The following is a 23351-nucleotide window of genomic DNA, read 5'->3' as shown; positions in this document are numbered from 1 at the left end:
GACAGGCCCTCCCTCGTGCGTGCCCACCGGCGTAGCGTCAGGCACAACGAAAGGACACCTGATGCACACTCGCACACTCGGACAGGGCCTCGAAGTCTCCGCTGTCGGCCTCGGCTGCATGGGCATGTCGCAGAGCTACGGCCCGAACCCCGGCACGCGCGACGAGATGATCGCCGTGCTGCGGTCGGCGCTCGACCTCGGCGTGACGTTCTTCGACACGGCGGAGGTCTACGGCCCCTATGTCAATGAGGAGCTCGTCGGTGAGGCCCTCGAGCCGATCCGCGATCAGGTCGTGATCGCGACGAAGTTCGGCTGGCGCATCGAAGACGGCACGAGCGTCGGCCTGAACAGTCGTCCCGAGCAGATACGTCGCGTCGCCGAAGAGTCGCTCGGGCGCCTGCGCACCGACGTGATCGACCTGTTCTACCAGCATCGCGTCGACCCCGATGTGCCGATCGAAGACGTCGCCGGCACGGTCGCCGAGCTGATCGCCGAGGGCAAGGTGCGTCACTTCGGTCTCTCCGAAGCATCCGCCTCGACGATCCGCCGCGCGCACTCGGTACAGCCGGTCACGGCACTGCAGAGCGAGTACTCGCTGTGGACGCGCGACCCCGAGTCCGAGGTCCTTCCCGTGCTCGGCGAACTCGGCATCGGCTTCGTGCCGTTCAGCCCTCTCGGCAAGGGCTTCCTCACCGGAACGGTCGACCGGAGCACCTCGTTCAGCGAGGGCGACATCCGCGGCACGATCCCGCGCTTCAGCGAGGAGAACCGCTCGGCGAACGAGGCGCTGGTCGCACACGTGGCGGACCTCGCCGCGTCGAAAGACGCCTCGCCCGGCCAGATCGCTCTCGCGTGGCTGCTCGCCCGAGAGCCGTGGATCGTGCCGATCCCGGGCACGCGACGCACCTCGCGCATCGCCGAGAACGCGGGTTCGTCGGCGGTTCCGCTGTCGGCCGACGAGGTCGCCGATCTCGACCAGCTCGCGGCGCGCGTCGGCGTGCAGGGCGACAGGTACAACCCGCAGCAGATGTCGTTCGTCGACAAGTGAGCCGGCACGCGGCTGAGTAGTCTGCGCGGCTGGGTAGTCTGAGGCGGATGACCTCCGCCCGCAGCTACCCGGCCACGATCGCCGTCCCGGTGCAGAACGAGATCATCATCAAGAAGTCACGGTTCATCGCCACCGTCGAGCCGGTCGCCTCCGTCGAGGATGCGGATGCGGTGATCGCCCGGGTCCGCAGGCAGTGGTGGGATGCGCGGCACAACTGCACCGCGATGGTGACGGGTCTTCTCGGCGACCAGGCGCGGTCATCCGATGACGGCGAGCCCTCGGGCACCGCGGGGGTGCCGATGCTCGAGGTGCTTCGGCGGCGTGAGCTGACAGATCTCGTGGCGGTCGTGACCCGCTACTTCGGCGGGGTGAAGCTCGGTGCCGGCGGGTTGGTGCGTGCGTACTCCACCGCGGTCTCTCAGGCGCTCGATCTGGCGGCGCTCGTGCGTCGACGGTCGCTCACGCAGGTCACGATCGACGTCTCGCACGCGGATGCGGGGCGCTTCGACAACCTGCTTCGCGACTGGGTGCTGCATCACGGCGCGACACTCGGCGAACCTCGATACGGAGCGCTGGCGACGCTCGAGGCATGGGTTCCGGCCGAGCAGCTCGACCGCCTCGCGGATGACATCGCGGCGGCTTCCGCCGGAGCCGTCGTGCCGGTGATCGGCGGCGAGCGCATCGTCGACGTGTCCGCCTGATCCCGACCGCCACGGCTGATCCACAACAGCAGCCGGATATTCTGGATGCCGCGATCTCGGAAGGAGAGCGATGTTCGACAGCCCGCTCTCGGCTTCTGCCTACGAGATCCTCGGTGTGGACGCCACGGTCGACGACGCCGAGCTGCGCCGCGCATACCGCCTCAGATTGCGGCAGACGCACCCCGACACGGGCGGCGACGCGGCGGTCTTCATCCAGGTGCAGCGTGCCTGGGAGCTCGTCGGCACCCCCGAGGACCGCGCAGCCTACGATCGCCGCAGCGGGGTGCATCCCGGCATCCAGACCGACTCCGCGTCGAGCGGATGGCGACCGCAGACCGCCACGCGCACCGACACCCGGCCTCGCGCCCGCTCCTACGGGCATCCCGGCGGATGGCGCCGCGAGCGCTACCTGGTGCTGATCCGCGAGTGGGCCGGCCGCGGCGTCGAGGTGCCGGATCCATACGACCCCGCGCTGGTGCGCTCCGCTCCGCGGGATCTGCGCCGACTGCTCGCCGACGCCCTCGCCGAAGAGGCGACCGCGCGCACCGTGAGCGCGCTCGGCATGGGGTTCACGGTGTGGCACGACGTCGCGACCGGCGCGGATGCCGACGACAAGCTCGACCACGTGGTGCTCAGCCCGTCGGGTCTGTACGCGGTGATGTCGGAGGACTTCGGCGGCGTCGTCGGATTCCGCCGCGGCGAGATCACCGGCCCCAGCCTCGGCACGAGAGCACCCGTCACCGCGGCGCTCTCGCGCATGCGGTCTGTCGCCAAGGCGGCGCGCGTCAAGTTCGGCGGCGTCATCATGGTGTTGCCCGACGACGATCTGTCGCAGGCGGTCACCCCGCTCGGCAGCAGCCGCGGCGTGCCGGTCGTGGTCGTGCGCCGCAGTGCTCTGGCGATGGTGCTGCGTCAGGGCGTGCCCGGTGCCCGTGCGATCGGCGGCAACGAGCTGTTCGACGTGCGCACGCGCCTGCAGCAGACCGTCACCTTCGTCTGAGTGATCCGCGCCGGCCAGGGACTCCCGGCCCCGAGTCGACCGGAGTAGCCTGCACGCATGACGACGACCGAGGCGACGATGTCGTGGCTGCTCGATGCTGATCCGGCCGTGCGCTGGCAGGCCGAACGCGATCTGCTCGGCGCCGAGGATGCCGTGTGGCAGGCGACGCGCGCCCGAGTCGCGGCGGAGGGATTCGGGGCCGCGCTCCTCGCCGCGCAGGACCCGGACGGACGCTGGGCCGGTGGCGCGCACTTCCCCGGCGGCTTCTTCGAGTCCGACGAGGCCGAGCAGCCGGGACAACCGTGGACGGCCACGAGCTGGTCGCTGAATCAGCTGCGGGAATGGGGGGTCCCCGCGCAGGCTCTCAGTGACACGGCTGAGCGCCTCGAACGCAACTGCCGGTGGGAGTACGACGACATGCCCTTCTGGGGCGGCGAGGTCGACGTGTGCATCAACGCGTTCACCCTTGCGAACGGGGCATGGCTCGGAGCCGACGTCTCGCGGCTCGTGCGATGGTTCCCCGAGCATCGTCTCGACGACGGCGGCTGGAACTGCGAGGCCGAAGAGGGAGATTCGGTGCGATCGTCGTTCCACTCGACGCTCAATGCGCTGCGCGGGATGCTCTTCTACGAGCAGTCGACCGGCGACACCTCGCTGCAGTCCACCCGGCACGCCGGCGAGGAGTACCTTCTGCGCAGGCAGCTGGTGTTCCGCGCGTCCACCGGCGAGCTCGTCGATGGGTTCGTGACCCACTTCGTCTACCCGAGCAGGTATCGGTACAGCGCACTGACGGCGCTCGATTACTTCCGCGACGCGTCACGCACCGACGGAACCGCTCCCGACCCGCGGATCGAGCCCGCCGTCGGACTCGTGCGCGCGGCGCGCCAGGCAGACGGGACCTGGCTCCAGGGCCCGCCGCTGCCGGGACGGACCTGGTTCCCCGTCGACGTCGCCGAGGGCGACCCGTCGCGCTGGCTCACTCTGATCGGCACGCGAGTCCTCGACTGGGCCGAAGGCCGCTCCCTCCCCGACGCGTGATCCATCACCCGGACGTGACGGCTCGCCCTTCTTTTGCTTCTTTCGAATCGCGCACCTTGCAACAGACGGGGATGGGTTCTTGCAAAGTGCGCGATTCGAAAGCCTGGAGAGCTGGCGCGGACTACGGTGGCGATGTGCCTGCGCTCCCTGTGTACGACCAGCTTCCCGACCGTCCAGCCCCCGACAACCCCTCGGGAAAGCTCGTGCTGCTGCGCCACGGCGAGACGGAGTGGTCGAAGGCGGGGCTGCACACCGGTCTCACCGACATCCCGCTCACGCCCCGGGGCGAAGACCTCGCCCGCGGCGCGGGACGCCTCGTCGCCGACTACGACTTCTCACTCGTGCTGTCCTCGCCGCTCGAGCGCGCGAGGCGCACGGCCGAACTCGCAGGGCTCCGTGCCGAGGTCGATCCGCTGCTCGTCGAGTGGGACTACGGCGGATACGAGGGGCGCACGACGAAGGACATCCGCGCCGAGCTCGGGTACGACTGGAGCGCCTTCACCCACGGAGTGATCCGCGGCGAGACTCCGGGGGAGACGGTCGAGGAGGTCGCCGCCCGCGCGTCGCGCGTGCTGACCCGCGTGATGCCCGTGCTCGTCGAGGGCGACGTGGCCCTGGTCGCACACGGCCACTTCCTGCGCATCCTCACGGCGGTGTACCTGCGGCTCGCGCCGCGGTTCGGTGCGCAGATCTCGCTCGACGCCGGTTCGGTGTCGGTGCTGAGCTTCTACCGCGAGCAGCCCGCGATCCTGTCCTGGAACTACGGACTCGAGCTGCCGCTCGCACCATCCGAGTCCTGAGGGCGCCCAGTCCTGAGACATCCGAGGCCTGAGACATCCGAGGCCTGAGACATCCGAGGCCGATACCGAACTGCCCTTCCGAGCAACGCACAGCGACGCGGCTGATCAGCTGACCCGCAGCACCGAGACCGCGTAGATCGTGGGGGCGCCGTCGAGGTCGAGCTCGATGCGCATTCCGGTCTCGGCCGTGGTGATGTCGAAGGCGATGGTCGAGTTCGTGCACGCGATCGGCTCCGCACCAGGGATACCGGTGACATCCAGGTCATCCGTCAGCTCGCCGGCGACGACCGAGATCGTGCCCTCTCCCCGGCAGGCCAGCTGCGCCTGATACGAGCCGGGCTCCACAGACCGCAGATCCGTCGTGTGGTGGGCGGCACTGCTCGCGCTCATCCAGCCCGAGAAGCCGGCGGTGTACGCGTCGTCCTCCGTGCTCGGAACCGCCGACTTCGCCCATTCGGTGATCTCGTCCGGCGGGATCGGCAACTCGGCCGCTTCCGCGCTGACACTCGGATTCGGGGTCGGGGTGGGGGTCGCCGTCAGGGTCACCGACGCGGAGGGCGACGGCGTCGGCGAGCCCTCTCCGCCGGCATCCACTCCCCCGCTCGTGCATCCGACCAGCAGCACCGCTGCCGTCGCGAGCGTCCCTATGGCGATCGCCCTCCGTGTCGTCTCCATCCCTCCACGCTACGGAGATGCTCGATCGATGCAACCCCTCAGGGCCGGGCAGCGACGAAACGCCCACTGACCACCCGTTCTTTTTAGTTGTTCAAAACACGGGTACGGTGGAGGCATGGACACCAACTTCGACTCCGCGCTTCGCGACGCGGGACTGCGGGCGACCGCAGGCCGCGTGGCGGTGCTCGAGGCGATGGAGTCCATGCCTCACACGGATGCGGAGCGGGTCTACCGTGCCGTATCCGCCGTGCTGCCGACCACCTCGATCCAGTCGGTGCACAACATCCTCGCGGACCTGACGACGGCGGGCCTGCTCCGCCGGATCGAACCGGCAGGCTCCGCAGCGCTCTATGAACGGCGCATCGGCGACAACCACCATCACGTCGTATGCACCCGGTGCGGTGCGATCGGCGATGTGGACTGCGTGGTCGGCGACGCGCCGTGTCTCACCCCGTCTTCGGCGGGGGGATTCACCGTCCAGACAGCCGAAGTGACCTTCTGGGGCCTGTGCCCCGGTTGCCAGAACGCCGCGCAGTAGCATCCGTCGCTCACCCGAATCAACCCGGGTTGATCGACACTGCGCGCAGAAGGAGAAGAACATGACCGACCCATCGACCACCCCCGCGACCACGACCCAGACGGGCACCCCCGTCGCCAGCGACGCGCACTCGCTGACCGTCGGCGCAGACGGCCCCACGGTCCTGCACGACCGCTACCTCGTCGAGAAGCTCGCGTCGTTCAACCGCGAGCGCGTGCCGGAGCGCAACCCCCACGCCAAGGGCGGCGGAGCCTTCGGAACCTTCACCGTCACCGAAGACGTCTCGGCCTACACCCGTGCCGCGGCCTTCCAGCCGGGAGCCGTGAGCGAGACGCTGCTGCGCTTCTCGTCGGTCGCCGGTGAGCAGGGATCCCCCGACACGTGGCGCGACGTGCGCGGCTTCGCACTGCGTTTCTACACGAGCGAGGGCAACCTCGACATCGTCGGCAACAACACCCCGACGTTCTTCCTGCGCGACGCCATGAAGTTCCCGGACTTCATCCACTCGCAGAAGCGCCTGGGCGACTCGGGTCTGCGTGACGCCGACATGCAGTGGGACTTCTGGACCCTCTCCCCCGAGACCGCACACCAGGTCACCTACCTGATGGGCGACCGCGGCCTCCCCCGCAGCTGGCGCCACATGAACGGCTACGGATCGCACACGTACCAGTGGGTCAATGCCGCAGGTGAGCGCTTCTGGGTGCAGTACCACTTCCTGTCGAAGCAGGGCGTCGAGCGGATGGATGCCGCCGAGGCCGAGAAGCTCGCGGGTTCGGATGCCGACTACTACCGTCGCGACCTGTTCGACGCGATCTCTCGGGGCGACGCTCCGTCATGGGACGTCTACGTGCAGATCATGACGTACGAAGAGGGCAAGACCTACCGCTTCAACCCGTTCGACCTCACCAAGACGTGGTCGAAGAAGGACTACCCGCGCATCAAGGTCGGCACGTTCACGCTCGACCGCAACCCGCAGAACTTCTTCGCCGAGATCGAGCAGGCGGCGTTCTCGCCCGGCAACCAGGTGCCCGGAACCGGCATCTCGCCCGACAAGATGTTGATGGCCCGTGCGTTCGCCTACGCGGATGCGCAGCGCTACCGCATCGGCGCGAACTACAACCAGCTGCCGGTCAACCAGGCGCACGCGGCGGAGACGCGCAACTACATGCACGAGGGCCAGATGCAGTACCGGTTCAACCCGGCCGAGCACCGCACCTACACGCCGAACTCCTACGGCCCCGCCGGTGGCCCGACCGCCGATCCGGCGGCCGGTGTCGAGGCGAGCTGGGAGTCGGACGGCGAGCTGATGCGCGCCGCGGCGACCCTGCGCGCGGACGACGATGACTTCGGCCAGGCCGGAACCCTGTACCGTGAGGTGTTCGACGACGAGGCGCGCGCCCGGTTCATCGACACGCTGACCGGTCAGGGCCGGAGCATCACGATCGACGCGATCCGCGAGCGCTTCTTCCAGTACTGGACGAACGTGGACGCCGGTCTGGGTGAGGCGCTGCGCGCTCGCTTCTGAGCCGCATCCCCTCGGATCCGCTCACGCCGAGACCCACCGTCCCTCGCGGCCGGTGGGTCTCGGCGTATCCGCCGCCGGAGCAGGAGGACAATGGATGCCGTGGCTGTTCCTCTCTCCGACCTGACCGTCATGCCCGAGCCCCAGCAGGTGTACGCCGCTGACGGCACCCGCCTCGCGACGTACACATGGGGCGAGCTCGACGCCCCCGTGGTGGTGATCGTGCACGGCTTCGCGTCGAGCGCCCGAGACACCTGGGTTCTCACCGGGTGGGTGCGCGAGCTCACGAAAACCGGATACCGGGTGCTCGCCCTCGACCAGCGCGGCCATGGGCTCAGCGAGAAGCCCCATCAGGCGGATGCGTACGGCATCCGCACCCTCGCGACCGACGTCGAGACCGTCATGGATGCGTACCTCGTCGACGAGGCGTTCTACGTCGGGTACTCACTGGGCGCTCGCGTCGGCTGGGAGGTCGTGCGCGACCTGCCCCATCGCATCGGCCGCTCCGTGCTCGGCGGCGTGCCTGACGGCATCCCGCTCGCGCGGCTCGATCTCGACCAGGTTCGCGCGTACCTGGCTGACGGCACACCCGTCGCCGATCCCACGACGCAGAACTACATCGCCCTGACCGAGCGTGTGCCGGGAAACGATCTGAGCGCGCTCGTCGCCTTGGCCGAGGGGATGCGGTCGTCACGGATGATCGACCCCGACCCGTCGAACGCTCCGTCGAGTCCGGTGCTCTTCGCCACCGGATCGAAGGACGCGATCATCGAAGGCTCCCGCGCGCTGTCGTCTGCTGCCCCTCAGGGCCAGTTTTTCGAGATCCCGGACCGCAATCACTTCAACGCTCCGGGATCCCGCGCCTTCAAGGAAGCCGCGCTGGCGTTCCTGTCGGCGACCTGACCGGACTCAGACGGTCGCGCTCTCTTCGCGCTTCGGCAGCACCCATCCCGCGCGGGGGAAGTGGCAGGTGTAGCCGTTGGGGTACTTGATCAGGTAGTCCTGGTGCTCTTCCTCGGCCTGCCAGAACGGGCCCTCGGGCTCGATCGTAGTGACGGCCTTGCCCGGCCACAGACCGGAGGCGTCGACATCGGCGATGGTGTCGCGCGCGACGGACTCCTGCTCGGGGCTGAGCGGGAAGATCGCCGAGCGGTAGCTCGAGCCGATGTCGTTGCCCTGGCGGTCCTTGGTGGACGGGTCGTGGATCTGGAAGAAGAACGCGAGGATGTCGCGGTATGTCGTCTTGGTCGGATCGAAGACGATCTCGACGGCCTCGGCGTGACCCGGGTGGTTGCGGTAGGTCGCGTGGTCGTTCTGGCCACCGGTGTAGCCGACGCGCGTGTCGAGCACGCCGGGCTGGCGGCGGATCAGGTCTTCCATGCCCCAGAAGCAGCCGCCGGCGAGCACGGCGGTCTCGGTCCCGGGGGTGCGGGTGATGGTTCCGTTGTCGGTCATGACTGCTCCTCAGAGGTGGGGGTGGCGGGGAAGAGGTGACGGTAGCGACCGTACCCCTCATCTTCCAGGCTGTCAGCCGGGATGAAGCGGAGGGCCGCGGAGTTCATGCAGTAGCGGAGCCCGCCGGCGTCGCGCGGCCCGTCGTCGAACACGTGCCCGAGGTGGCTGTCGGCGCCGCTGGAGCGCGCTTCGGTGCGCTTCATCCACAGCGTACGGTCTGTGCGGGTGGTGACGGCGTCGGCCTCGATCGGCTTCGTGAAGCTCGGCCATCCGGTGCCGCTGTCGAACTTGTCGGTCGACGCGAACAACGGCTGTCCCGAGACGACGTCGACGTAGATGCCGTCGTCGTGGTTGTTCCAGTACGCGTTGCGGAACGGAGGCTCGGTGGCATCCTCCTGCGTGACCTCGTACTGCAGGTGCGTGAGGTCGCTGACGGCCCCGGGGGTCTTGCTGTACTCGTTCGACATGATCTGTCTCCTTGTCCGACGCAGCTGGCTGCGGCGTCATAGAGCACAACCGCCGAGTGCGCCCATTTGGTCCCGCGGGACTGTGAGCGCGCTGTGAGTTTGCGAGCAGTCGATAGAGTTGCTCAGCCACACACCACAGGGAGACGCACATGTCTGTTGGACTGCTCGCCGTCGTCGACGACATTCTCAGCGCGGCGATGAAGGCCTCGGCGAAGGCTGCCGGCGTCGTGATCGACGATGCCGCCGTGACCCCGCAGTACGTCCAGGGCATCACTCCTGCACGTGAGCTGCCGGTCGTCGCGAAGATCGCCCTCGGATCGCTCGCGAACAAGTTCGTGATCATCATCCCGATCGCGCTTCTGCTCACCGCTTTCGCTCCCTGGGTGCTGCCGTACCTCCTGATCCTCGGCGGCGCGTACCTGTGCTTCGAGGGCGCCGAGAAGGTGCTCGAGTGGTTCGGCGTGCAGCACGGCCACGCCGACGAGGGCGCTCGCAACGAGAACAAGCTGGTCTGGGGTGCGGTGCGCACCGACCTCATCCTCTCGACCGAGATCATGCTCATCTCTCTCGCGAACCTCGAGGCGGGGCTCGACATCTGGACCACCCTCGCGATCCTCGCCGTGATCGCGCTGCTCATGACCGGCGTCGTGTACGGCGCGGTCGCACTGCTGGTGAAGATCGACGACATCGGCTTGAAGATGGCGAAGAACCCGGTCGCACGCGTGCGCCACACCGGCATGCGGATCGTGCGCTCGATGCCCGCGGTCTTCCGCTTCATCAGCATCCTCGGCACGGTCGCGATGCTCTGGGTCGGCGGCCACCTGCTGCTCGTGAACCTCGGTGAGGTCGGCGTGCACTTCGGAGAGGACATCCTGCACGGCATCGAGCACTTCCTCGAGCCGGCCGGCGCCGTGATCGTCTGGATCGGCGACACTCTGTTCTCGGCCATCGCCGGCCTGATCGCTGGTCTTCTCATCGTCGGGATCATCCTCGGCATCGGTCGCCTGGTCGGCAAGAAGCCGAGCTTCCACGAGGGCGAGGAATCGCCTGCCGACGTGCACGTCTGACTCCGGCACCGCGGGGGAAACCTCACGCTGCGATGTCATATCGCGCCCTCCCGCCGAGGCGTGGAGTCCTCGCCGGATCCACGTGCGGCGGTGGAATGAGCCACACTCGCGCAGCGACACCGACACCTTCGATGCGGATGTCCCACCCGTTGTCGTGGATGCGGTGGTGACACGACTCGCACAACAGAACTCCGTTGTTCAGATCGGTCGGCCCCGCGTCGCGCTGCCACCATCTGATGTGGTGGGCCTTGGTCATCTGCGGCGGGAGCCCACACATCGCACAGCCCCCGTCTCTCTCGACCAGCGCCAGCCGCTGCGCACGGGTGAAGAGTCTCTTCTCGCGCCCCCAGTCGAGGATCTCCCCCGCTGACCCGAGGACCACCGGGATGATTCCGCCCCCTGCGGCCATCCGCCGACACGTGCTGACGCTCACGGGCTGGTCGCTGCCGTCGATCGTCGCAGCGCCCAGCCCTGCGGTGAGGTCGTCGAGGTTCACGCGCACCACCACCGTCGCGCCGGTCGCGGGCATCCCCCCGTTGTCACAGGCGATCGCGTGCTCGCAGATCACCGCGAGCGCGTCGGCCTGGATCATCGCGACCGTGCGATGGTCTGCGTCGGGCGCACCCGGATCGGGTGCCGTGATCCGCGCCTGGAAGGTCGCCGACACGTAGGCCTGGATCGCTGCCTTGATCGACGCGCTCGAGGCGATGTCGGTCTGCAGGTTCAGGTGGAAGGAACCATCGCGCTCGAACATGGTGAGCGACCGACGATCGCGCGCCTCTCGCTCTTTCGGGGCTACCCCGTCGGGGTCGAGCCAGGCTTCGGTGCGGGCCACGAGCTTGCCGACGTCGGCGAGCGGCATCCCCGCCGCGCGGGCGACGAGCAGACGCTCGGCCTCATCGACCCGCGCCGGATCGACCTTCAGGCGGACGCGCTCGAGCAGCGCGACGATGATCGCGGCCGCAGCGACGGAGATGTCGCCCGCGGCGAGCGCCGTCGCCAACGCGGCATACTTCGCCGGCAGCTTCTCGCCCAGCAGGTTCGTGCGCGGTGCCGTCGCCTGACCGACCGTGATGAGGCGCTTCGCGTCTCCCGTCGTGCCGCCTGTCACGGCTGAGATCATCGCCGCCGCACTCCGATGACCGTGCTGCTTCGCCAACCCTTCGGGACCGAGCTCGGCACGGGATTCGTGCGCGATCGCGGCAGCGAGCTCGGCGTGCAGGCCGTCGAGACAGCGTTGGACGTCGCCGACGGCCTCATGGGCCCCGAGCAGATCTGCCCGAGACAGATCCATGCCGTTCTCCGCCCGCGCCCATGCGCCACCGAGGCGCTCGATGGCCTCGAGCAGCGGGGTCAGGCGAGTTCTGGGCATGACCCCATTTTAGAACACATGTTCGAGAATCGAGTGGCATTCCAGCATCCGATGCACCGGACGGACAGACCCCCAGACCCCTAACCCCTCAGGTGATCCTCCCCGCGCAGCCACTCGTCGAAAGTGATCTCGCCCTGCAGCGCATCCGACCCCCCTCTCAACGATCCTGACGCGAGCCCCCGACCGTACGCACCCGGGAGCCGCACCTCCAGCACATGCCGCCGCGTTCCGTCGAACGCCGACTGCCTTCGCGCGACATCCGCGAGAACCTCATCCCGCGGCCCCACCAGATCACGCGCACGCCCCACGGCACCCGCCTCCGCCACCCGCACCAGATGGGCACCGACCTCGCGCGCCGCCACGGGTCGCATCAGCAGCTTCGGCATCACCGCCACCGGGCCCGACATACCGGAGAGCAGCTGGCCTGCGAACTCGTGGAACTGTCCGGCCCTCGCGATCGTGAACGGCACCCCGCCCGCGGCCACCGCACGCTCCTGTGCCAGCTTGCCCGCGTAATACGAGGCGTCGATCCCATCGATCCCCACGATCGACAGCGCGACGTGGTGCCCCACGCCCCCTCGTGCCTCGGCGTCGAGCAGGTTGCGGGTCGCCGTCTCGAAGAACGCCCGCGCCTTCGCCGCCGAGAGGGTCGTCGTGTTCGCCACATCGATCACGGCATCCGCGCCGCGAACCCGCTCAGCGAGACCGACGCCGGTCAGCACATCGGCTCCGTTCGCCCGCGACAGCACCACCACCTCGTGCCCTGCGGCCGATGCCGCCTCGACCACGTGCCTGCCCACGACTCCCGTTCCTCCTGCGACAGCGATCCTCATCCGACTCCCTTTCGACTCCGTGGCGCGTCCGCGACACTCCGTGGCGCGTCCGCGCCGCCTGAACCAGATGACGAGACAGCCGCAGAAAGTGTGATGCCTCACACATCGTGACCGTGCATCGTCATATCCTGCGAAGGCGCCCCGCGGCGCACAGCCGACGAAAGGCGCAGCATGCACGAGGATCTCGACGACGTGTTCCACGAGCGTCGACGTCTGCTCGCCCTCGGGTATCGGATGACCGGCACTCTGGCGGATGCCGAAGACGTGGTTCAGGAGACCTACCTGCGCTGGTATCGCCTCAGCGATTCCGAGCGCGCAGACATCGCCAACCCTGGAGGTTGGCTCACGACCGTGGCCGGTCGCATCGCCCTCGACCTGCTGGGTTCGGCGCGTCATCGACGCGAGCAGTACATCGGCCCCTGGTTGCCCGAGCCGGTGCCGGCAGATCTCTTCGCCGGAGCCGTCCGCTCTCGCACCGCGACGTCATCCGACGACCCTCTCGACCGCGTCACCCTCGACGACGACGTGTCGACCGCGCTGCTCGTGGTGCTCGAGGCCATGACCCCCGCTGAACGCGTGGCGTTCGTGCTGCACGACGTCTTCGGGGTGCCGTTCGACGAGATCGCCGCGACCGTCGGCCGATCGTCGGCCGCGGTGCGACAGCTGGCGTCGTCTGCGCGACGGCACGTGCGCGAGAACCGGGCCGCGGCGGTTCCGCGCGCCGAGCACGACCGCGTCGTGCGGGCATTCCAGCAGGCGGCGAGCACGGGTGAGATCGTTCCCCTGCTGCGCTTCCTGGCTCCTGACGTCGAACTGCACAGCGACGGCGGAGGGGTGGTGAGCGCCGCGAGGAACGTCGTCTCGGGCGCCGAGAACGTCGCGCGCTTCCTGCTCGGCATCGCCGCCAAGCGTCCCGCAATGTCGATGGAGCAGCAGCAGCTGGGCGATGGACTCGGTTTCGTGTTCCGTGAGGACGACGAGGTCGTGTCGGTCATGAACCTGCGCGTCGAGGACGGCGCGATCACGCGACTGTGGATCGTCCTCAACCCCGCCAAGCTCACCTACTGGCTGCCCCGCTGACGACCGATGAGGCCGCGACGCGTCACCCCGGCAGGGCGCCGGCGACGGCGTCGGCAGCGATCTCGACCAGCCTCTGATCGCGCGTCTCCTCGTGGGCCGTGATCGTGACGACCGCATCCGCTGCCTCGTCGACGAAGACGTACTGTCCGTATCGCCCGTCGAGACGCCACCCGTCGCGCGGCCCACGCCAGGCCGCGAGTCCGTACGACGAGTACAGGCCGTCCGCTCCCGTGACGACCCACTCGGAGCGCATCCTCTCGATCCAGCACTCCGCCACGATGCGCTGTTTCCCGAAGCGCCCTCGATCCCGCAGAACGCGGCCGATCCGAGCCATCTCCTCGGTGCGCAATTCGAGTCCGCTCCCGCCCACTATCCAGCCGTGCGGACATCTCAGCCATTGCGGGTTGTGGATGCCGAGCGGCTCGAACAGCCGGGGCATCAGCCAGTCCCGCACATCTCCGACCGCCGCTCCGAGCATCCTCATGGCGACAAAGGTGCTGGCATCCGAGTACTGAAAGTGCTCACCCGGTCCTCGACTCGGTCGGGCGAGCATCTCGCCGGCCAGGTCGGGCCAGGGCACCTCCTGGTCGCCGAACCACTCGAAGTCGATTCCACTCGTCATCGAGAGAAGATGCTCGAGAGTCACCCCCTCGACGCCCGCACCCGCCCCACGAACCCCGAGGGCATCGACGGCTCGACTGTCCAAAGACAGGATGCCCTCATCGACGGCGATCCCTGCGGCGAGCGCGCTCACCCCCTTGGACACCGAATAGAGGTTCACTCGATCATCGCTGCGCCAGCGGTGCTCGGCGACCTCGGTGCCGATGAGCACGTGGAGTCCGTACGCACCCAGTTGCTCCTCGTCGATCGCGCGGACGATGCGATCGCGAACCGTTTCAGCCTGAGACATGAGGCCAGTCTCCCGCATCCCGCCGTGCCGGCATCCTGCTACCGTCGTCCAGTGCGCACCCGAGCGCAGATGCAGGAGACCCGATGAGCGACCACCAGATCAGGGATGCCGAGACCGCCGACGTCGAGGCGATCACCGCCATCTACAACGACGCGGTGCTGACCACCACCGCGATCTGGAACGAAGAGGCGGTCACGGTCGATGACCGCGCCGCCTGGCTCGCCGAGCGCACTGAACGCGGTTACCCGGTGCTCGTCGCCGTCGACGCCACCGGCGTGCTCGGCTACGCGACATTCGGCGACTGGCGCCCGCACAGCGGCTACCGCCACACGGTCGAGCACTCGGTCTACGTGCGCGACGGGCAGCGCGGCCGCGGCATCGGCAAGGCGCTCATGATCGAGCTCATCCACCGCGCCCGCGCACTCGGCAAGCACGTCATGGTCGCGGCGATCGAGAGCAGCAACACCGGCTCGATCATCATGCACAAACGCCTCGACTTCATGCAGGTCGGGCGCATGCCGCAGGTCGGGGCCAAGTTCGACCGCTGGCTCGACCTCACGTTCCTGCAGCTCGTGCTCGATCAGCGTCCGTTCCCGGACGAGATCTCGTGAACGTCTTCCTCTGGCTCGTCGACGCCTTCAACTCGCAGTGGGTGCTGCCGGGCGGGCAGGCGCTGCTCGTGCGCGAGGTCGTCGGCAACGTCTTCGGCCTCGCGAGCGCGCTCGGCGGCATGCGCCGCAAGATCTGGGCGTGGCCCGTGGGCATCGTCGGCAACGTGCTGCTGCTCACGGTGTTCCTCGGCACGATCCTGAACCCCGACCACGAGCTGCCGCACCTGCTGGGCCAGGCCGGCCGGCAGGTGATGTTCATCGTCGTCGCGATCTACGGCTGGGTGCGCTGGCGCCAGGCGGCCTCCGACGGCGGACGCGTGACCCCGCGATGGGCTCCGAACAGCGCCCGCATCGGGCTGGTGCTCGTGATGATCATCGGCACGGTCGCGCTGACCCCGCTGTTCCGGCTGCTCGGTTCGTACGAACCGGTCTGGGCGGATGCCTGGACGTTCGTCGGCTCCCTGCTCGCCACCTACGGCATGGCCAAGGGGTGGACCGAGTTCTGGCTGATCTGGATCGCGGTCGACATCGTCGGCGTGCCGCTGCTGTTCAGCTCGGGCTTCTACGCGACCGGGTTCATGTACGTCTTCTACGGCGTCTTCACGGCTGTCGGCTTCGTCGTCTGGTGCCGCGCGCAGGCGCATGACAAACCGCAGGTCGACACGCTCATGCCCGACCCGCGGCCGATCACCTCCACGATGAAGACCGTCGACGGCGACCACCACTGACCCTTTCGAGTAGCGCACTTTGCAGGTCGAGCCGGGCAGAAACTGCAAGGTGAGCGATTCGAAAGCATGGGGGGCGGCGGCCCGGAATGTGTCGGCTCGTGTCGACGGGGGTGGCCGGTCAGGTGCTCGGCGGGTTTGCTAGTCCCCATGACCCGTCAGATCCGCTTCAACGCCTTCGACATGAACTGCGTCGCCCACCAGTCGTCCGGGCTGTGGCGGCATCCCGACGACCGCTCGCGTCAGTACAACACCATCTCGTACTGGACCGACCTCGCGAAGCTTCTCGAGAGCGCGACCTTCGACGGCATCTTCATCGCCGACGTCCTCGGCACCTACGACGTCTACGGCGGCACGAACGAGGCGGCGATCCGCAACGGCGCCCAGGTTCCGGTGAACGACCCGATCCTGCTCGTGAGCGCCATGGCCGCCGTCACCGAGCACCTCGGCTTCGGCATCACGGCGGGCACCGCGTTCGAGCATCCGTATCCGTTCGCCCGACGCCTCAGCACGCTCGATCACCTGACCAACGGACGCGTCGGATGGAACGTCGTGACCGGCTACCTGCCCAGCGCCGCCCGCAACATGGGCCAGACCGACCAGCTCGCGCACGACGATCGCTACGACCACGCCGACGAGTACGTCGAGGTGCTCTACAAGCTGTGGGAAGGCTCGTGGGAAGACGACGCCGTCGTCGAGGACCGCGAGCGCGGCATCTTCACCGACCCGGCGAAGGTGCACCCGATCGGCCATGAGGGAAAGCACTTCAGCGTTCCCGGCATCCACATCTCCGAGCCGTCGCCGCAGCGCACGCCGGTCATCTACCAGGCCGGAGCCAGCCCCCGCGGTGTGCGCTTCGCCTCGGAGAACGCCGAGGCGATCTTCGTCGCCGCGCCCTCGAAGGAGGTGCTCGCCGGCACCGTCAAGCGCATCCGCGACGCCCTCGAGGATGCCGGTCGCGACCGGTACGACGCGAAGATCTACACACTGCTCACGGTCATCACCGGGGCGACGAGCGAGGATGCCGCGGCGAAGCACGCCGAGTACCTCTCGTATGCGAGCCCCGAGGGCGCATTGACCTTCATGTCCGGCTGGATGGGCGTCGACCTCTCGCAGTATGCGGAGGACGAGCCTGTCGGCAACGTCGAGTCGAATGCGATCCAGTCGGTGCTGCAGCATCTGAAGGAGGAGGCCGACCTCGGACGCGAGTGGACCGTCGGCGACTTCGGCCGCCACAACGCGATCGGCGGTCTCGGGCCGACCGTCGTCGGTTCGGGCGTGGAGATCGCCGACGAGCTGCAGTCGTGGGTCGAGGAGACCGACATCGACGGCTTCAATCTCGCCTACGCGGTCACCCCCGGCACGTGGCAGGACGTCATCGAGCACGTCATCCCGGTGCTCCGAGAGCGCGGCGTCTACCCGAACGAGTACACCCCTGGCACGCTGCGTAACAAGCTGCAGGGCAAGGGCGATCGCGTGCAGGACACGCATCGCGCGGCCCGCTACCGGGTGGGCGCGAAGGCTCCGGTCGCCTGACCGGCGCCCACCGGAGCTACTCGGCCTTCGAGCTGAAGAGCCCCCGCAGCACCAGGAACACCACGACCGCGACGACGAGCACGATCGCGAGCTTGGCGATGAACCACAGGATCGAGAACAGCGCGCTGACGATCCACCAGGCGATCACCACGGCGAGGATGACGCCGACGATGGTCCAGAGCGAGTTCTTGTTCATGTCTCCAGCCTAGGCGGCGCGGCAGACGTCGCAGATCCGGATGCGTGAGGGGCACCCTCCCCCACGCGGTGCGTTCCGTCAAGACCCTTCTCGCATCGGCGAGCCGGGGTGAGAGTGAGAGCATCCGATCTTTGGGAGCTTCCATGTCCGCGACAGCACTCACCCCGTCCGCACTCCACGGCATCACCGCGCGTGGCCCGCTCAGCGACGCCGTCATCCGCCGTCTGACCGGAGGCGACGATGTCGGTCTCGGCGCTGAGGCCGAGGGGGCGCTGGCGGCGAGCGCCGATGTCGTGCGCGACGACGACATCCAGCTCGCTCTCTTCGTGCTCTACGCCTCGTCATACGGCTCGCTGCCCGACCTCGACCCGACCCTCGAGTGGGACCCGGGTGTCGTCGCGGCGCGGGGTCTTCTCGAGCACGCGTTCGAGCAGGCGCTACGGGCGTCCGTGCCGATGCCTGACCTGCCCGAGCCGACGGTGGATGCCGTCGGCCGCGCGCTCTTCGCCCTCGCCGAGGCCGACACCGGCCCGAGCCTGTCGCGGTACGTCGCGAAGAAGGCGACCGAGGAGCAGATGCACGAGTTCTTCATGCAGCGCTCGATCTACACGCTGCGTGAGGCCGATCCGCACTCCTGGGCGATCCCCCGTCTCAGCGGCAGGGCGAAGGCGGCGCTCGTCGAGATCCAGTCCGACGAGTACGGCGCGGGGCGCCCCGACCGTGTGCACGCGACGATCTTCGCGCGGGCGATGCGCGGTGCCGGACTCGACGACACCTACGGCGGCTACGTCGACGACGTGCCCGCGATCACCCTCGCCTCGCTCAACTCCATGTCGATGTTCGGCCTCAATCGCCGCCTCGTCGGGGCGATCGTCGGCCACCTGGCCGCGTTCGAGATGACCTCGTCGATCCCGAACCGGCTGTATGCCGACGGCCTGCGGCGTCTCGGCTTCACAGAGGACGTCACCGACTACTTCGACGAGCACGTCGAAGCGGATGCCGTGCACGAGCAGATCGCGGCGCGCGACCTCGCCGGCGGACTGGCCGAGGACCATCCCGAGCTGCTGGCCGACATCATGTTCGGAGCATCCGCCTGCCTCACCGTCGACGGCTGGGCGGCCGGGCACATGCTCGATTCCTGGATGCGCGGCGAATCGTCGCTGCGACAGCGGGATGCCCGATGAGCGGGCACGAGGATGCCGTCACGATCACGGCCTACCCCGACGGGCCGTTGCTCGTACGCGGGGCCGCGGTGCTCGAGACCTCCGACGGCGAGCCGATCGAGGTGACGCGACGCACGGTGGCGCTGTGCCGCTGCGGACTCTCGACGATCAAGCCGTTCTGCGACGGCACGCACAAGGCATCGGGCTTCCGCACCGACGTGTGACCCCCGGGTCTGTCGGCGGCGGGATCAGTGTCCGACCGCCGGCAGGCATCCGCCGTCCATGATGATGCCGCCGATCTCGACCGTGAGCACGTCGGCCGACACCTCGCCGAAGATGCAGCCGCCCTCCGGCGCCGCGGCGCCGAAAGCGACCGCTCGCTCGTCGCCGATCGTCTGGACTCCGTCGATGCCCGCATCCGCGAACGCGTCTTCCACCGCCTCGACCGAGATGGCCCCCGAGGTCCGGAGCGTCTCGAGCGCCGCGCGCACGTCAGCGGCCGGCTTCTCGGCGGCGCCTCGGCTCTCGTCCGAGAGCTCCATCCGGTCGCGGTAGCGATCGTTCTGCGCCATCGCGTGGTCAGGGTCGTACGGAGCGCAGTCCGGAGGCAGCTCGACGCCTTCGACCTGCGGACACGCGGCGGTCGGAGTGGGGCTCGGGGATGCAGAGGGCGATGCTGCTCCCGGTGGGCCGGCCGTCGCGGTCGCGCAGCCCGCGAGCAGCGTGGTCGTCGCGATGACGAGAAGCAGACGTGCACCTCTCGACCTGTCCCCCCGGATTCCGGTCATGCCCTCATGCAACCACAGGGGTTGCCCTGGGCCAACCCTTCCCTGCGCTCCGCTTCGCATGTCCTCCCTGTGGAACGGTGATCTCCCTGTGGGGCGGTGGATCTCGGGCGCCCTCTCCGCCCAAGGTGGAGTTCTCCGCCCGACCGGAGCTGTCAGCAGAGCGCGAGCATGAGGCGATCTGCCCCGCTTCAGCGCGGATTCAGCGTGCGCCCGCCACACTGGAGGAATGCGGATCCTGGTGGTGGACGACGAGGTGCGGTTGGCCGACGCCGTTCGCCGGGGGCTCGAGGCCGAGGGTTTCGCGGTGGACGTCGCGAACAACGGCGTCGACGGGCTGTGGCGTGCGCGCGAGACCCGATACGACGCGATCGTGCTCGACCTCATGATGCCCGGCATGAGCGGCTGGAAGGTGTGCGAGGCGTTGCGCGCCGAGGAGAACTGGACGCCCGTGCTCATGCTCACCGCGAAGGACGGCGAGTGGGATCAGGTCGAGGCCCTCGAGACGGGCGCCGACGACTACGTCACGAAGCCGTTCTCCTTCGCGATCCTCGTCGCCCGCATCCGCGCCCTCGTCCGCCGCGGTGCCGTCGCACGACCCGCCGTGCTCGAAGCCGGCGACCTGAAGCTCGATCCGTCGTCTCACCACGTCTGGCGCGGCGAGACGCCGGTCACGCTGACGGCCCGCGAGTTCGCCGTGCTCGAGTACCTGATGCGCCACCGCGGACAGGTGCTGTCGAAGCGCTCGCTGATCGAGGGCGTGTGGGACGACGACTTCGACGGCGACCCGAACATCGTCGAGGTGTACGTGGGCCACCTGCGCCGCAAGCTCGACAAGCCCTTCGGACGCGAGGCGATCGAGACCATCCGCGGTGCCGGCTACCGATTGGCGGCGGACGGTGGCTAGCCGGCCCTGGAAATCGGTGCGTGCCCGCACGACCCTCGGCGCGACCCTCGTCGTCGCCGTCGCACTGCTCATCGGCGCGTTCTCGTTCTACAGCATCCTGAGTTCCAGCATCCATGCCAGCGCCGAGCGCGCCGCCGAACAGCGCCTCGACGAACTGACCGAGCGTCTCGACGGACCCGGCGGAGGCCCTGGTGGCGGCCGCGGCATCGACACCCTCGACGACGAACTCGTGCAGATCATCGGCGCCGACGGCTCGGTGCGCTCGGCGAGCGAAGACGCCCGTGACGACCTCGGCTCGAGCGCGCTGCCGATCTCCGGCGATCCGCGGCGGGTGATGGTCGACGGCACACCGATGCTGGTCGTCTCGGACGACATCGACGACGACCAGACCCTCGTGCTCGCCGTCCCGATCGAGGACGACGACGAGACCCTGTCGACCGTGGGCGTGCTGCTCGCGGTCGCGCTGCCCCTGCTGCTCGTGCTCGTCGCCGTCACGACCTGGCTCGTCGTGGGCCGGGCCCTGAAGCCTGTCACCCGCATCCGCGAAGAGGTCGACGGCATCACCGCCGAGCACCTGCACAACCGCGTCGAGGTGCCGCCGTCGTCCGACGAGATCGCGGCGCTCGCCACCACCATGAACCGGATGCTCGACCGCCTCGACGCGTCGGCGACCGCGCAGCGACGCTTCGTCTCGGATGCCTCCCACGAGCTGCGCTCGCCCCTCGCGACGATCCGCCAGCACGCCGAGCTCGCGCAGACGCACCCGGCCACCACGAGCATCGACGAGCTCGCCGAGGTCGTCTCCGACGAGGGCCTTCGGCTGCAGGGCATCGTCGAATCGCTGCTGCTCCTCGCGCGGCTCGACGAGGGCGGCGGCACGCATGACGAGTCGGTCGACCTCGATGATCTGGCCCTCGGCGAGGTACGTCGACTGCGGTCGCGCGGGGTGGAGGTCGACGGGTCCGGCATCCAGGCGGCCCGCGTCGAGGGCGACCCGCGCCTTCTCGGGCAGCTTCTGCGCAATCTCGCCGACAACGCGGCGAGGCACAGCGCCGGGCACGTCGCGATCAGCGTGATCCCGCAGGGCACATGGGTCTTCGTGACCGTCGAGGACGACGGAGCCGGCGTTCCTGCAGACGAACGCGAGCGCATCTTCGAGCGCTTCGTGCGGCTCGACGAAGCTCGCAGTCGGGATGCCGGCGGCAGTGGCCTCGGCCTCGCGATCGTGCAGGGGATCGCCGCGGCCAGCGGCGGAACCGTTTCGGTCGACGACTCCCGCTGGGACGGCGCACGATTCGTGGTGACGCTGCCTCTCGCGACCTGAGCAGCGGCCCGGCGCGACAGCCGGCCGCACCCCGCATGGGAGCATGGAGCACATGCAGACCCCCATGATCGACTATCTGAACGTGCTGATGGAGTCGTGCGGGGAGGATGCCGGAGAGGTCGCGTCGTACATCCCCGAGCTCGCGCAGGCCGACCCCGATCAGCTCGCCATCGCTGTCGCCACCCTCGACGGCGAGGTCTACGTCGCGGGCGACGCCGACGTCGAGTTCACGATCCAGTCGATCTCGAAGCCGTTCACGTATGCCCTCGCGATCGCCGACCAGGGCCTCGATGCCGTGCTCGAGCGGATCGACGTCGAGCCCTCGGGTGACGCGTTCAACGAGATCTCCCTCGAGCCCGAGACCGGCCGGCCGCGCAATCCGATGATCAACGCGGGCGCGATCGCCGCGCATGCGCTGGTCAGCGGTGACGATTCGGATGCTCGTGTCGGGCGCATCCTCGACCTCTACAGCCGTCTGGCCGGGCGCGAGCTGTCGATCGCGGAGGACGTGTTCGAGTCCGAGATCTCGTCCGCCGACCGCAACATGGCGCTCGCCTACATGCTCCGGACCGTGGGCACCCTCGACGCCGACCCCGCCGACGTGGTGCGCGGATACACGCGACAGTGCTCGGCCTCGGTGACGGTGCGCGACCTCGCGCGCATGGCGTCGGTGCTCGCGGCGGGCGGCCGCACCCCCGACGGCGACCAGGTCATCGACCCCGTCATCAACCGGCAGGTGCTCAGCGTCATGACGACGTGCGGCATGTACGACTCCGCGGGAGACTGGCTGACCTCGGTCGGCATCCCCGCCAAGAGCGGGGTCGCGGGCGGGCTCATGGGGGTGCTGCCCGGCCAGGTGGGCATCGCCGTGTTCTCGCCGCGACTCGACCCGCACGGCAACAGCACCCGCGGCGTGCGCATGTTCGAGCGCATGAACCACGATCTGGGGCTGCATCTGATGACCTCGACCGACACGGCCCGCTCGGTGTCGCGTCGGGTCGAGCACGACGGCGTCGCGGTGCACGAGATCGCCGGCGACCTGCACTTCATGGAGGCCGAGCGGGTGCTGCGCGGCTTCGCCGAGGAGCCGGCGGGCGACGACCCGGTCGTCATCGACCTCGACCGCGTGCAGCGGGCCAACAGCATCGCTCAGCGGATGCTGCTCGAAGGCGTCCGTCGTCTGCACCTCGACGGTCACGACGTGCGGATCGTCGACCCCTGGGGCGTGCTGGGCAGTGCCGAGACGGGCTCGGGCGAGCTCGTGCACGGCGAGCAGGCGCACGGCGGCTTCGTGCCGGCATCCTTCTCGGACGTGGCGAGCGCGGTGCGCGGCTGAGCCGAGTGCCGGTCAGCAGCGTTCCTGAAGACCGCTTCAGGAGGCTTCAGGGTGGCTTCAGCACCCACGGGAGAACATCGAGTCATGAACGACAAGAACCCGACCCCCGACCAGACGCCCGAGAACCTGCCCGCAGGCACGACTCCGCCGGCTCCGCCCGCACCGCCGGCACCGCCCGCACCGGCCGCTCAGGCATCCGACGCCCAGACCGTTCCCGTCGAGCCGCTTCCCTCCGACGCGGCGGCCACCCCCGCTGCTGCCC

At 68.9% G+C, this 23351-nt stretch carries 26 protein-coding genes; 18 read left to right on the top strand and 8 right to left on the bottom strand.

Going from position 1 to position 23351, the window contains the following annotated elements; translation table 11 throughout:
* The first annotated feature begins 61 nt into the window (after positions 1-61).
* From IXW21_RS00135 to IXW21_RS00115, 5 genes are all read left to right on the top strand, one after another.
* Complete coding sequence (locus IXW21_RS00135) at positions 62-1048, top strand: aldo/keto reductase (RefSeq protein WP_194762238.1); 987 nt, start codon at positions 62-64, stop codon at positions 1046-1048.
* Between the two features lie 47 nt (positions 1049-1095).
* Positions 1096-1749 carry an IMPACT family protein gene (locus IXW21_RS00130; RefSeq protein ID WP_194762237.1) on the top strand — a complete coding sequence of 218 codons (654 nt, stop codon included), beginning with the start codon at positions 1096-1098 and terminating at the stop codon, positions 1747-1749.
* Positions 1750-1819: 70 nt separating this feature from the next.
* Positions 1820-2749: a J domain-containing protein gene (locus IXW21_RS00125; RefSeq protein ID WP_194762236.1), complete on the top strand. Its 930-nt coding sequence runs from the start codon at positions 1820-1822 to the stop codon at positions 2747-2749.
* Between the two features lie 57 nt (positions 2750-2806).
* Positions 2807-3787: a squalene cyclase gene (locus tag IXW21_RS00120; RefSeq protein WP_194762235.1), complete on the top strand. Its 981-nt coding sequence runs from the start codon at positions 2807-2809 to the stop codon at positions 3785-3787.
* 134 nt (positions 3788-3921) lie between these two features.
* Positions 3922-4587 carry a histidine phosphatase family protein gene (locus IXW21_RS00115; RefSeq protein ID WP_323742121.1) on the top strand — a complete coding sequence of 222 codons (666 nt, stop codon included), beginning with the start codon at positions 3922-3924 and terminating at the stop codon, positions 4585-4587.
* 105 nt (positions 4588-4692) lie between these two features.
* On the opposite strand, the gene IXW21_RS00110 is transcribed toward IXW21_RS00115, so the two are convergent.
* A complete protein-coding gene (locus tag IXW21_RS00110) occupies positions 4693-5262 on the bottom strand; it encodes a hypothetical protein (protein WP_194762233.1) in 570 nt (189 codons plus the stop codon).
* Between the two features lie 115 nt (positions 5263-5377).
* Between IXW21_RS00110 and IXW21_RS00105 the strand changes: the two genes are divergently transcribed.
* From IXW21_RS00105 to IXW21_RS00095, 3 genes are all read left to right on the top strand, one after another.
* Positions 5378-5800, top strand: coding sequence for a Fur family transcriptional regulator (locus IXW21_RS00105; protein WP_194762232.1), 423 nt, complete (start codon positions 5378-5380; stop codon positions 5798-5800).
* A gap of 61 nt (positions 5801-5861) precedes the next feature.
* Entirely contained in the window at positions 5862-7325 is a 1464-nt protein-coding gene (locus IXW21_RS00100; protein WP_194762231.1) for a catalase, read from the top strand.
* 90 nt (positions 7326-7415) lie between these two features.
* Entirely contained in the window at positions 7416-8225 is an 810-nt protein-coding gene (locus IXW21_RS00095; RefSeq protein ID WP_228528013.1) for an alpha/beta hydrolase, read from the top strand.
* A 6-nt stretch (positions 8226-8231) separates the two neighbouring features.
* On the opposite strand, the gene msrA is transcribed toward IXW21_RS00095, so the two are convergent.
* A complete protein-coding gene (msrA, locus tag IXW21_RS00090; protein ID WP_194762229.1) occupies positions 8232-8777 on the bottom strand; it encodes a peptide-methionine (S)-S-oxide reductase MsrA in 546 nt (181 codons plus the stop codon).
* Positions 8774-9244: a peptide-methionine (R)-S-oxide reductase MsrB gene (msrB, locus tag IXW21_RS00085; RefSeq protein ID WP_194762228.1), complete on the bottom strand. Its 471-nt coding sequence runs from the start codon at positions 9242-9244 to the stop codon at positions 8774-8776. The genes msrA and msrB overlap by 4 nt, the downstream gene beginning before the upstream one ends.
* A gap of 149 nt (positions 9245-9393) precedes the next feature.
* Between msrB and IXW21_RS00080 the strand changes: the two genes are divergently transcribed.
* A complete protein-coding gene (locus tag IXW21_RS00080; RefSeq protein WP_194762227.1) occupies positions 9394-10311 on the top strand; it encodes a DUF808 domain-containing protein in 918 nt (305 codons plus the stop codon).
* A gap of 22 nt (positions 10312-10333) precedes the next feature.
* On the opposite strand, the gene IXW21_RS00075 is transcribed toward IXW21_RS00080, so the two are convergent.
* Positions 10334-11683 carry an HNH endonuclease signature motif containing protein gene (locus IXW21_RS00075; RefSeq protein WP_194762226.1) on the bottom strand — a complete coding sequence of 450 codons (1350 nt, stop codon included), beginning with the start codon at positions 11681-11683 and terminating at the stop codon, positions 10334-10336.
* Between the two features lie 80 nt (positions 11684-11763).
* Entirely contained in the window at positions 11764-12516 is a 753-nt protein-coding gene (locus IXW21_RS00070) for an SDR family oxidoreductase (RefSeq protein WP_194762225.1), read from the bottom strand.
* 171 nt (positions 12517-12687) lie between these two features.
* On the opposite strand from IXW21_RS00070, the gene sigJ reads away from it, so the two are divergent.
* Entirely contained in the window at positions 12688-13596 is a 909-nt protein-coding gene (gene sigJ / locus IXW21_RS00065; RefSeq protein ID WP_194762224.1) for an RNA polymerase sigma factor SigJ, read from the top strand.
* A 22-nt stretch (positions 13597-13618) separates the two neighbouring features.
* Here the strand turns inward: sigJ and IXW21_RS00060 are convergent, their stop codons facing one another.
* Positions 13619-14506 carry a serine hydrolase domain-containing protein gene (locus tag IXW21_RS00060; protein ID WP_194762223.1) on the bottom strand — a complete coding sequence of 296 codons (888 nt, stop codon included), beginning with the start codon at positions 14504-14506 and terminating at the stop codon, positions 13619-13621.
* Between the two features lie 83 nt (positions 14507-14589).
* Here IXW21_RS00060 and IXW21_RS00055 point away from each other — a divergent pair, with 83 nt between their 5' ends.
* The 3 genes from IXW21_RS00055 to IXW21_RS00045 all read left to right on the top strand — a co-directional run bounded on the left by IXW21_RS00055 (position 14590) and on the right by IXW21_RS00045 (position 17378).
* Positions 14590-15117 (top strand): GNAT family N-acetyltransferase, encoded by a 528-nt coding sequence (locus tag IXW21_RS00055; protein WP_194762222.1) that lies wholly within the window; start codon positions 14590-14592, stop codon positions 15115-15117.
* On the top strand, positions 15114-15845 hold the full coding sequence (pnuC, locus tag IXW21_RS00050) for a nicotinamide riboside transporter PnuC (protein WP_194762221.1): 732 nt from the start codon (positions 15114-15116) through the stop codon (positions 15843-15845). The genes IXW21_RS00055 and pnuC overlap by 4 nt, the downstream gene beginning before the upstream one ends.
* A 147-nt stretch (positions 15846-15992) precedes the next feature.
* Positions 15993-17378 carry an LLM class flavin-dependent oxidoreductase gene (locus IXW21_RS00045; RefSeq protein ID WP_194762220.1) on the top strand — a complete coding sequence of 462 codons (1386 nt, stop codon included), beginning with the start codon at positions 15993-15995 and terminating at the stop codon, positions 17376-17378.
* Between the two features lie 16 nt (positions 17379-17394).
* Here the strand turns inward: IXW21_RS00045 and IXW21_RS00040 are convergent, their stop codons facing one another.
* Positions 17395-17574, bottom strand: coding sequence for a hypothetical protein (locus tag IXW21_RS00040; protein ID WP_056311101.1), 180 nt, complete (start codon positions 17572-17574; stop codon positions 17395-17397).
* Between the two features lie 143 nt (positions 17575-17717).
* Here IXW21_RS00040 and IXW21_RS00035 point away from each other — a divergent pair, with 143 nt between their 5' ends.
* Together IXW21_RS00035 and IXW21_RS00030 are read left to right on the top strand one after the other, a co-directional pair.
* Complete coding sequence (locus IXW21_RS00035) at positions 17718-18758, top strand: iron-containing redox enzyme family protein (protein ID WP_194762219.1); 1041 nt, start codon at positions 17718-17720, stop codon at positions 18756-18758.
* Entirely contained in the window at positions 18755-18961 is a 207-nt protein-coding gene (locus IXW21_RS00030) for a CDGSH iron-sulfur domain-containing protein (RefSeq protein WP_194762218.1), read from the top strand. Before IXW21_RS00035 ends, IXW21_RS00030 begins: the two co-directional genes overlap by 4 nt.
* 24 nt (positions 18962-18985) lie before the next feature.
* Here the strand turns inward: IXW21_RS00030 and IXW21_RS00025 are convergent, their stop codons facing one another.
* Positions 18986-19525: a hypothetical protein gene (locus tag IXW21_RS00025; RefSeq protein ID WP_194762217.1), complete on the bottom strand. Its 540-nt coding sequence runs from the start codon at positions 19523-19525 to the stop codon at positions 18986-18988.
* A 226-nt stretch (positions 19526-19751) separates the two neighbouring features.
* Between IXW21_RS00025 and IXW21_RS00020 the strand changes: the two genes are divergently transcribed.
* The 3 genes from IXW21_RS00020 to IXW21_RS00010 are packed head-to-tail and all read left to right on the top strand — an operon-like array spanning position 19752 to position 23089.
* Positions 19752-20429 (top strand): response regulator transcription factor, encoded by a 678-nt coding sequence (locus tag IXW21_RS00020; protein ID WP_194762216.1) that lies wholly within the window; start codon positions 19752-19754, stop codon positions 20427-20429.
* A gap of 16 nt (positions 20430-20445) precedes the next feature.
* Positions 20446-21753 carry a sensor histidine kinase gene (locus tag IXW21_RS00015; protein ID WP_194762215.1) on the top strand — a complete coding sequence of 436 codons (1308 nt, stop codon included), beginning with the start codon at positions 20446-20448 and terminating at the stop codon, positions 21751-21753.
* Positions 21754-21805: 52 nt separating this feature from the next.
* Complete coding sequence (locus IXW21_RS00010; RefSeq protein WP_194762214.1) at positions 21806-23089, top strand: glutaminase; 1284 nt, start codon at positions 21806-21808, stop codon at positions 23087-23089.
* The last annotated feature ends 262 nt before the right edge of the window (positions 23090-23351 follow it).

The organism is Microbacterium sp. UFMG61, from assembly GCF_015354505.1.
In the GTDB taxonomy this organism is placed as follows: Bacteria; Actinomycetota; Actinomycetes; order Actinomycetales; family Microbacteriaceae; genus Microbacterium.
The sequence above is the reverse complement of the archived record's forward strand: the minus strand, read 5'-3'. Positions and strand labels throughout refer to the sequence as shown.

Coding starts and splice junctions, on each gene's coding strand:
- IXW21_RS00135 (WP_194762238.1), top strand. CDS start 62: ATGCACACTCGCACACTCGGACAGGGCCTCGAAGTCTCCGCTGTCGGC.
- IXW21_RS00130 (WP_194762237.1), top strand. CDS start 1,096: ATGACCTCCGCCCGCAGCTACCCGGCCACGATCGCCGTCCCGGTGCAG.
- IXW21_RS00125 (WP_194762236.1), top strand. CDS start 1,820: ATGTTCGACAGCCCGCTCTCGGCTTCTGCCTACGAGATCCTCGGTGTG.
- IXW21_RS00120 (WP_194762235.1), top strand. CDS start 2,807: ATGACGACGACCGAGGCGACGATGTCGTGGCTGCTCGATGCTGATCCG.
- IXW21_RS00110 (WP_194762233.1), bottom strand. CDS start 5,262: ATGGAGACGACACGGAGGGCGATCGCCATAGGGACGCTCGCGACGGCA.
- IXW21_RS00105 (WP_194762232.1), top strand. CDS start 5,378: ATGGACACCAACTTCGACTCCGCGCTTCGCGACGCGGGACTGCGGGCG.
- IXW21_RS00100 (WP_194762231.1), top strand. CDS start 5,862: ATGACCGACCCATCGACCACCCCCGCGACCACGACCCAGACGGGCACC.
- IXW21_RS00095 (WP_228528013.1), top strand. CDS start 7,416: ATGGATGCCGTGGCTGTTCCTCTCTCCGACCTGACCGTCATGCCCGAG.
- msrA (WP_194762229.1), bottom strand. CDS start 8,777: ATGACCGACAACGGAACCATCACCCGCACCCCCGGGACCGAGACCGCC.
- msrB (WP_194762228.1), bottom strand. CDS start 9,244: ATGTCGAACGAGTACAGCAAGACCCCCGGGGCCGTCAGCGACCTCACG.
- IXW21_RS00080 (WP_194762227.1), top strand. CDS start 9,394: ATGTCTGTTGGACTGCTCGCCGTCGTCGACGACATTCTCAGCGCGGCG.
- IXW21_RS00075 (WP_194762226.1), bottom strand. CDS start 11,683: ATGCCCAGAACTCGCCTGACCCCGCTGCTCGAGGCCATCGAGCGCCTC.
- IXW21_RS00070 (WP_194762225.1), bottom strand. CDS start 12,516: ATGAGGATCGCTGTCGCAGGAGGAACGGGAGTCGTGGGCAGGCACGTG.
- sigJ (WP_194762224.1), top strand. CDS start 12,688: ATGCACGAGGATCTCGACGACGTGTTCCACGAGCGTCGACGTCTGCTC.
- IXW21_RS00060 (WP_194762223.1), bottom strand. CDS start 14,506: ATGTCTCAGGCTGAAACGGTTCGCGATCGCATCGTCCGCGCGATCGAC.
- IXW21_RS00055 (WP_194762222.1), top strand. CDS start 14,590: ATGAGCGACCACCAGATCAGGGATGCCGAGACCGCCGACGTCGAGGCG.
- IXW21_RS00045 (WP_194762220.1), top strand. CDS start 15,993: ATGACCCGTCAGATCCGCTTCAACGCCTTCGACATGAACTGCGTCGCC.
- IXW21_RS00040 (WP_056311101.1), bottom strand. CDS start 17,574: ATGAACAAGAACTCGCTCTGGACCATCGTCGGCGTCATCCTCGCCGTG.
- IXW21_RS00035 (WP_194762219.1), top strand. CDS start 17,718: ATGTCCGCGACAGCACTCACCCCGTCCGCACTCCACGGCATCACCGCG.
- IXW21_RS00030 (WP_194762218.1), top strand. CDS start 18,755: ATGAGCGGGCACGAGGATGCCGTCACGATCACGGCCTACCCCGACGGG.
- IXW21_RS00025 (WP_194762217.1), bottom strand. CDS start 19,525: ATGACCGGAATCCGGGGGGACAGGTCGAGAGGTGCACGTCTGCTTCTC.
- IXW21_RS00020 (WP_194762216.1), top strand. CDS start 19,752: ATGCGGATCCTGGTGGTGGACGACGAGGTGCGGTTGGCCGACGCCGTT.
- IXW21_RS00010 (WP_194762214.1), top strand. CDS start 21,806: ATGCAGACCCCCATGATCGACTATCTGAACGTGCTGATGGAGTCGTGC.